The organism is Microcystis sp. M31BS1 (assembly GCF_020245285.1).
GTDB lineage: Bacteria > Cyanobacteriota > Cyanobacteriia > Cyanobacteriales > Microcystaceae > Microcystis > Microcystis panniformis.
The window spans coordinates 1-8,236 of sequence record NZ_JADBVE010000246.1 but is presented as its reverse complement, the minus strand read 5'-3'; the positions used below and the strand labels follow the sequence as shown (position 1 = coordinate 8,236).

Below are 8,236 nucleotides of genomic sequence, written 5' to 3'. Positions count from 1 at the left end.
ATACAGTGAGTTCTTTTCTTCTTCCGTGAATTCTAGGTTAATCATGTTTTTAATGAGTGCTTTGCTTCTAATTATGACTCTTAAACTATATTATTGTCCTTGAGTAAAAAATGCAAGTTGTAGCCGTGCAAAGTATAGCTGAATAAATCTACTTTTCTTGCACAGGAGAATTACGGTCAGGAAATTCTAGCCAATATACTCCATCCCCGTCTATTAAGAAATATCACAAGAAACATGGGTAGATTAAGAAAGGTTAATGGGTGTATCCATTGATAAATAGGGGTTTCTGGTTTTTGTAGTATATATGCACTAAATAAGTTCAGATATATAGAAAAACCGGCGATTACGATTCACGACGGTTATAGTAATGTATGATGTAATGTATATAATTAAACTGGCTATGGTCAGCAAAATCCGCAAGCAAATTTATATCGAAGCCGAGCAGAATAATTTACTGAAAGAGAAGGCCCGACAGACGGGACTGAGCGAGGCCGAGATCATCCGACAGGCGATCGACCAACACATAATTTCCGTCAAATCTCCTACCCCGAACTTGAGCGCTTGGGAGCGAGAAAAGGCCTTTATCGCCGGTCTCGAAAACCGCCCATCACAACCGGGTAAAAGGGATTGGCGAAGGGAGGATCTCTATGAACGATAGAGTCCTGCTCGATACCAATATTCTGGTCTATCTCTACGATATCGCCGAGAAAAGCAAACGGGAACGGGCATTAACCGTTGTCGATGACCTGATCCGCACCACCCGCGCTGTCATCAGTCCGCAGGTGATGGGAGAATTCTTTCAGTCCGTCACCCGCAGCCGTCGCCCCCTGCTAACCCAGGAAGAAGCTCTGGCCCGCATCCGTCAATATCTAATAGCCTGTGAGGTAGTTCCGATTACCGAGTTGATCGTTCTGGAAGCCACCCGTGGAGTAGAAAGTTACCAGTTTTCCTACTGGGATGCCCAGATCTGGGCGACCGCTCGCTTAAATCAAATCACCACGGTCTATAGCGAGGATTTTAATTCCGGGGCTACCATTGAGGGAATTCATTTCGTCAACCCCCTGAACGATGGCGGCAGACTTTCTTTTGGGTAAGATAGCTGTAGTTTCGCCAAGATTCCCAAGAAGGCGAGGGCGGCGGCTTCTTAACGAAGGCAGGAGGCGGTCGGCCGTTTTTGTAACGGGGATTTATGCCCCGCTCCCAAAACTTTTCGCCTTGTTGCTGTGCCAAATCCTTGACCCATAAACAATCATCCTCAAGATAACAAATCGATTGCAATTGTCGATGATAGCTGAGATTCTATCACTTGATGACCGAGATTAACCGGTCGAGCATTTCCCTCTACCGGCGCGCAATAACGGGGAATTGGACTAGAAACGAGGCTTATATGACGGTCACTCACCGCTAATCCATGGCTAGGATCATAGCCTTTCCAGCCGCCCCCCGGCAAATACACCTCCACCCAAGCGTGTAAATGTCTTTCTTCTTGGTCTAAATCTCCTTCTTGATAGCCACTGACAAAACGGGAAGCCAATCCCACACAGCGACACACATCCATAAATAAAACCACAAAATCGCGACAGGAACCCTGCTTATTTTTCCAAGTGTTTCCGGGTAGATAGGGTTCCCCGGTAATACGAATAATTTGCTGACAATTTCGGTAAATTTTGTCATTAAGATTAAACAGGAAAGATAGCACCTGTCCCTCGGTTTCCTGCATAACTTCTTGGGCTAATGCTGCCACATCAGGATCATTATTTAACCCATAAAATTGTCTGTAGGGTTGTAATTGACTGTGGAGAGAAATGGGATAATCAAAGGGTAAACAGGTCGCCCAAGGTTCCAACAAATACTGAAAAGGATTAACCCCATGGGTTTCCACTTCACTCACCACATCAATCAATAATTCTTCCGTCGGTTGATTAAACCAAATTTGTAAACAAGAATTACCATCGAGGTCGATAATATTAGTTATTGTTAAAGGTTCTGGGTTAATTTTGAGGGTAAACTCTCGCAAAGTTTGCCCACCATCGGATTTTGGTCGCAAGCGCAGCAGATGGGGGGATAAAATCACGGGTTGATTATAGAAATAGTTGGTTTGATGCCGAATGTGATAACGCATTAAGTTGTTAATTGGGATTGATATTGAAAGTTATTTACTGGCAGAGGTGAGGCAAGTTCGGGATTAAAAACGAAGAAAGTTTCTGTCATTTTTATTCCCACATCATTAACTCTTTTTTGAATATGGTCGAGGAATTCATGTAATCCCATTTCAATAATATCCTCGATAGTTAGATAGCTCATTTCGGCACAAAGTCGCCCTAAACTTCTTTCTACCGAATTCCCCCAAGTTCCTATAGGAGTCCCTGTAACTTGATGCAAACAGTGGTCTAATTCCCGCAGACAAAAGTGAATTGAACGAGGAAATTCTCGGTTAAGAATTAAAAATTCAGCCACGTCACTAGGAGTAATCCGTCGTTGACATTTACGATACATTTCGTAGGCACTCACGGACCGCAGTAAAGCAATCCATTGAATTTGGTCTAGAGAAGTTCCTACCCATTGGGCGGAAGGTAAGAGATAATAGTATTTAACATCAAGAATTCTGGCGGTTTTATCGGCGCGTTCCTGTAATCTTCCCATAACGCCAAAATGCCAACCTTCATTATGAGTCATCGTTGCATCCATCACCCCCGCAAAACGGTGACTAGCCAATTTAACTTGGGTAAAAAAGTTAGGTAAAGTAGTTTGAGGATGGTAAGAGGAAGCATCTTTTACCATCAAGAAAAAACCATTAACCTGTTCCCACATTTCCGAAGAAATAATCTCACGAACTGACCGAGCATTTTCTCTGGCCCAGCGCAAACAAGAGATAATTGAATTACTATATTCCGTGTCAAATGTCAAGAAATTGATCACATTTTCTGCGGTGGCTGTGCCGTAACGTTTCTTGAATTGTTCTAAATCTCCCGTGGTTAAAACCAAAGGTTCCCACTGTTGCAAAACACTGGTAGGTACATCTAACATTAAATTAAGGTTAACATCCATAAACCGGGCGACATTTTCTGCCCGTTCAATATAGCGATTTAACCAATAAATTGAATCAGCAACTCTACTAAGCATAATTAACTGGGAAAAAGGAAAGGGTAGGGTGGGTTAGTAACCCACCAAAATTTTGATTATTGTCCTGATTACTTGGTTAAAACCCAAGTGTCCTTACTGCCACCACCTTGAGAAGAATTAACCACTAAAGAACCCTTTTTCAAAGCTACGCGAGTTAACCCCCCGGGATGCACATAAATTTCATCGCCACGATGGAGAATATAGGGACGTAAATCCACATGACGACCTTCAACTTCCGTGTCAATTAAAGTGGGAACCCTAGAAAGACTTAACACCGGTTGAGCGATATAATTGCGAGGGTTAGCGGCAATGCGTGGGGCAAATTCTTCTCGTTCTTTCGAGGTAGCTTGGGAACCAACTAACATCCCATAACCTCCCGATTCATTGGCGGCTTTCACAACTAACTTATCGAGATTATTTAAGACATAATCTAAGTCCTTTTCTCGCCAACAAAGATAGGTAGGAACGTTATTTAAAAGCGCTTCTTCTCCCAGATAATAACGAATCATATCGGGGACAAAAGCATAAATAACCTTATCATCAGCGACTCCCGTACCAGGAGCATTAGCTAAAGCGACGCGGCCTTCCTGAAAAACTTTTAATAATCCGGGTACACCTAACATCGAATCGGGACGAAAAACCGCCGGATCTAAAAAGTCATCATCGAGGCGACGATATACCACATCTACCCTTCTTAATCCCTTGGTGGTTTTCATTTGTAGATAACCATCAAAGACGACTAAATCACGCCCTTCCACTAATTCTACCCCCATTTGTTGGGCGATAAAAGAATGTTCAAAGTAGGCAGAATTATAGGTTCCGGGGGTTAAAACTACTACGGTGGGATTAGGTAATTGGGGTGGGGCTAAATTAAGGAGAGTTTCCAACAGATGGGAAGGATAATCATCCACCGGTTTAACATTCATTGTCTGGAAAATATCGGGGAAGGTGCTTTTCATTACCCGACGATTTTCGAGTACATAGGAAATACCGGAAGGAACCCGCAAATTATCCTCTAAAACGTACCATTGACCATCTTTATCGCGGACTAAATCGGTTCCCGTGATGTGACACCAGATACCTCCGGCGGGTTTCAGTCCCAGACAGGGTTTCAGAAATCCCGTCGCCGAGGCGATTAATTCGGGGGGAATAATGCCATCTTTAATGATTAACTGGTCATTGTAGATATCGGAGAGAAAAAGATTGAGGGCTTTGATGCGTTGTTTCAGTCCTCTTTCTAAATAATCCCAGTCCTCAGCCGCGACAATTCGGGGAATAATATCAAAAGGAAAGATTTTTTCTACCCCTTGATTGTCGCTATAGACATTGAAAGTCACCCCCAATTCAAACAGGGCCGACTGAGCGGTTTCCCGGTGTTGTTGAAGTTCTCGGGGTGGCAGATTCTGCAACCATTTGATTAAAGGGGAGGAGTGGGGACGAGGTTGACCATCATCTAAGAATAGTTCGTCGTAGAAGCCTTCGGGATCGTAGGTATTTAATAGCACACTGACCTCATTTCATACCGATACTTTTTTGCTAACATACATTAACAATGCACTCTAAGAGAGTCTCTTAAAGAGGGGGTATCTCCCAAAGCACGAAGAAAAATTCCTCGTGCGCCATTAATATCTCTATCCATCGTCTTGCCATCAATCTTGGATTTAATGACTTTTTTTCCACCTAAGTTATGTATTAATTCACCAGTCCAGCTAACTGTTTTCGACGTATAGGCTTCACAGCAGTCTATTACTAATTTACCCATCTCAAAAGCCTTATGCTTGAGAAATTGCTTAAATCGGTAATGAGACCAGTTAAGCATCTGTCTAACAGATTTTGAGCGAATCTTCCTGCTATTTTTTAGAACCATTTCTGACACTTCAAAAGTAGGCAAAAGAATCACATCAAAGTTATCAACTAGGAATCTAGCAACTTGATGATGAAGTTCATCTACTAAATTCCTGATTTTATTTCTTAGTCGATTAGCTGCTTTTCGATAACGGTTTCTGGTTTTAGCATTAACTTTGGTAGAACGAGAAATTAAATCATCAAGGTGATAGCATAATCGTTGGATTTTACCTATATCCTGACTCCCGATTGAGCCAAAACTATTAGGCGAGAATAGTGCCAGAAAATCTCTAACACCGGGGTCTAGGGCGACAATGCGTCCTTGGTTATCGGATTCGCATCGTTGCACCTCATGGGGAATAGCTAAATAGTATTGTCCATTTCTGGATACTAATCGGCTATCCCCAAAATTGTCGGGCAGTGATTCGGTGAAGCGTATTTGCCCTAATTTTGTGTGATATATTCCTTTTGCTGAAATGGCTGACTTAGGAATATAACAGGATTGCTGTTTATCTTTACGGGAAGGGAATTTTACTTTCTGGATTTCCCCAGTTTTTTGATATTTTCTTTGAGCATTTTTAACGGCTTCACAAGCGTCTTTGACTGCTATTGATTTAATCTGGTAGGGGACTTCTTTAGCCCATTCTGGTAAATCATTAATGATTCCCGTCTTGATAGCCTTCCAATTAGCTTTTCTACCTGGTTCCTGTAGATATTTAATGGTTTGGTTGAAGACAAACCGAGATACTCCCCACCAGTGTTTCATCAGTTTCTTCTGTTCTGTTGTTGGATAAATCCGTACTTTCTTTGATTTTTTGAGCGTACTTCCTGAGTCTGGACATTCGGCAAGAGAAGATGTGAAGTATTTATAACAAGTCTGCTGTAAGTTCTGATTCGGGACTGTGAACAGTTTGGTCGAGAACCAAGATTTTGCCACCGTTTTGTTCGACCATATACTGTATAAGCTCGAATCTAAATCGGCATAATCTGTCCAGTGTGGACATAACAATTGTGAGTTTATTTCCCCACAATCATCTGTCCAGTATGGCTCTAAGTCCTTTTCTTTGGAAGTTAAGCCCACTATCGAGGTCTTTGATGATTTCTGCCTCTGGATAGAATCCGCGCATAAAGCTGACTTGTCTCTCAAGGTCATCTCGTTGCTTGATTGAACTGACTCGGCAGTAGCAAACAAGGGAAGCTCTAGCTGCACCATTGACGTAAGACTGGACATCGTACAATCGTTGCCCTGCTTCGTTTTTGATACTTTTGATTTTCCCTTCATCGGCATATTCTCTTAATGTATTGGGATGTAATCCCCATAGCTCAACGGCTTTTCTTAGGGTCACAAACGTTCGCCTAAATAGTGGAGTATGTAGGTCAATGTGAGCAAATCAGTAACTAGCTGTCAACCTTACCTATTCCCAGTGTCGGACAATTAGCCCGATTTTTTGTAGTCTAGGAGACATTTTAAGGGAAATTTTAGGAAGTTACGTTTTTTGAGGCTGGCGATCGCTGATTGATCCCCACCGGTGGAGAAACCTGACAAGAGCGAGAATTAGCCCTGAAAACTGTGTTACATTTTTTAAAGGTCACACCTTAAATCTTTCATTTTTCTTACTGGTTACGCGATGTTTACCAAACAAGTAACGGATTCTAAAGCCTATCAATGGTTTGAGGAACGCTTAGAAATTCAAGGGATCGCTGATGATATCAGCACCAAATACGTTCCCCCCCACGTTAATATCTTCTACTGTCTGGGTGGTATCACCCTTGTGTGCTTCGTGATCCAGTTTGCCACTGGTTTTGCCATGACCTTCTACTACAAACCCACTGTAGCAGAGGCCCTCTCCTCCGTACAGTACATCATGAACGAAGTTAACTTTGGTTGGTTAATTCGTTCTATCCATCGCTGGTCCGCCAGTATGATGGTCTTAATGATGATCCTGCACGTTTTCCGCGTCTATCTGACCGGTGGCTTCAAAAAACCTCGCGAATTAACCTGGGTGACTGGGGTTGTCCTGGCCGTGATCACCGTTAGCTTCGGTGTCACCGGTTACTCCTTGCCCTGGGATCAGGTGGGTTACTGGGCGGTTAAAATTGTTTCCGGTGTACCTGCTGCTATTCCCGTCGTCGGTGATCAACTCGTCACCCTGATGCGCGGTAGCGAAAGCGTCGGTCAAGCAACTTTAACCCGTTTCTACAGCTTGCATACTTTTGTACTACCCTGGTCGATCGCGGTCTTCATGTTGCTACATTTCTTGATGATCCGTAAACAAGGCATTTCTGGGCCTCTATAATTCAGAAAAATATCTCTGTCGATCCGAAATCATTTTTAGGAGACATTATCCATGTCCACATTAAAAAAGCCCGATCTCAGCGATCCCGCTCTCCGCGCTAAGTTGGCTAAAGGTATGGGTCACAACTACTACGGTGAACCCGCTTGGCCCAACGATCTGCTCTATGTCTTCCCGGTGGTTATCTTCGGTACGATCGGACTCTGCACCGGTTTAGCGATTATGGATCCCACCATGATTGGTGAACCTGCCGATCCTTTCGCTACTCCCTTAGAAATTCTGCCAGAGTGGTATCTTTATCCCGTTTTCCAAATTCTCCGCATTCTTCCTAACAAACTCCTAGGTATCGCTTGCATGGCTGGCGTTCCCCTAGGCTTGATGTTAGTTCCTTTTATTGAAAGCGTCAATAAATTCCAAAATCCCTTCCGTCGTCCCGTCGCTACCGCTATCTTCCTATTTGGTACTGTGGTCACGATTTGGTTAGGTATTGGTGCCACTTTCCCCATCGATACATCTTTAACTCTCGGTTTGTTCTAAGTTACTGAACTTCACCGGTTTTTTGCCCACGCTTGTGATTCCTGACTTTGGAAGAGCGATCGTGGGCAATTTTAATTTTGATTTCTCCTATCTCAATGGAGCGACAGGACTCCCGTTAAACCGCGTAGCGGTTTAACGGGATATGAATCGCCACCAGAATGAAACTAACGCGGTAGCGTTTCCACTTTCGGGGAGTTTTGGTTCTCGACGTATTTTTTTAGTTGTTCGACGGTAACGCCGCCACAACTAGCCACAAAATAAGCCCCCGTCCAAAAATAAGGTTTATTGTAGAAATACGGCTCTTCGGTTTGTGTTATGCAATGGACGGGGGTTATAAGGGATGTAACCCTTATATAGAAAGGCATTTAGCGATTTTTGTCAATTATTTTTGATCTAGAGCGAACTAATCAATTAAGTCTCTTGCCAGATAAGGATTT

Annotated in this window: 8 protein-coding genes and 2 pseudogenes; 4 read left to right on the top strand and 6 right to left on the bottom strand. The window is 43.1% G+C overall.

What is annotated here, in order from left to right; genetic code table 11:
* The first annotated feature begins 400 nt into the window (after positions 1–400).
* Both IM509_RS14630 and IM509_RS14625 read left to right on the top strand, forming a co-directional pair.
* Entirely contained in the window at positions 401–658 is a 258-nt protein-coding gene (locus IM509_RS14630; protein ID WP_249264916.1) for a ribbon-helix-helix domain-containing protein, read from the top strand.
* On the top strand, positions 648–1,094 hold the full coding sequence (locus IM509_RS14625) for a PIN domain-containing protein (protein ID WP_052276759.1): 447 nt from the start codon (positions 648–650) through the stop codon (positions 1,092–1,094). The genes IM509_RS14630 and IM509_RS14625 overlap by 11 nt, the downstream gene beginning before the upstream one ends.
* 161 nt (positions 1,095–1,255) lie before the next feature.
* On the opposite strand, the gene IM509_RS14620 is transcribed toward IM509_RS14625, so the two are convergent.
* The 5 genes and pseudogenes from IM509_RS14620 to IM509_RS24130 all read right to left on the bottom strand — a co-directional run.
* Complete coding sequence (locus IM509_RS14620; RefSeq protein ID WP_052276760.1) at positions 1,256–2,122, bottom strand: transglutaminase family protein; 867 nt, start codon at positions 2,120–2,122, stop codon at positions 1,256–1,258.
* The gene (locus tag IM509_RS14615) at positions 2,122–3,123 is read right to left on the bottom strand and encodes an alpha-E domain-containing protein (protein ID WP_185237680.1); all 1,002 of its coding nucleotides are present in this window, start codon (positions 3,121–3,123) and stop codon (positions 2,122–2,124) included. Before IM509_RS14615 ends, IM509_RS14620 begins: the two co-directional genes overlap by 1 nt.
* Positions 3,124–3,191: 68 nt before the next feature.
* Positions 3,192–4,628: a circularly permuted type 2 ATP-grasp protein gene (locus tag IM509_RS14610; RefSeq protein ID WP_185237681.1), complete on the bottom strand. Its 1,437-nt coding sequence runs from the start codon at positions 4,626–4,628 to the stop codon at positions 3,192–3,194.
* Positions 4,629–4,669: 41 nt separating this feature from the next.
* On the bottom strand, positions 4,670–6,181 hold the full coding sequence (locus IM509_RS14605; protein ID WP_353847215.1) for an RNA-guided endonuclease InsQ/TnpB family protein: 1,512 nt from the start codon (positions 6,179–6,181) through the stop codon (positions 4,670–4,672).
* Positions 6,066–6,314, bottom strand: a pseudogene (locus IM509_RS24130) (IS607 family transposase); the annotation flags it as partial. The pseudogene IM509_RS24130 and the gene IM509_RS14605, both read right to left, overlap by 116 nt.
* A gap of 282 nt (positions 6,315–6,596) precedes the next feature.
* On the opposite strand from IM509_RS24130, the gene petB reads away from it, so the two are divergent.
* A complete protein-coding gene (gene petB, locus IM509_RS14600; protein WP_002738970.1) occupies positions 6,597–7,265 on the top strand; it encodes a cytochrome b6 in 669 nt (222 codons plus the stop codon).
* A 51-nt stretch (positions 7,266–7,316) separates the two neighbouring features.
* On the top strand, positions 7,317–7,799 hold the full coding sequence (gene petD, locus IM509_RS14595; protein WP_004267928.1) for a cytochrome b6-f complex subunit IV: 483 nt from the start codon (positions 7,317–7,319) through the stop codon (positions 7,797–7,799).
* Between the two features lie 164 nt (positions 7,800–7,963).
* Here petD and IM509_RS14590 read toward each other — a convergent pair.
* Positions 7,964–8,107, bottom strand: a pseudogene (locus IM509_RS14590) (transposase); the annotation flags it as partial.
* Positions 8,108–8,236 lie beyond the last annotated feature (129 nt).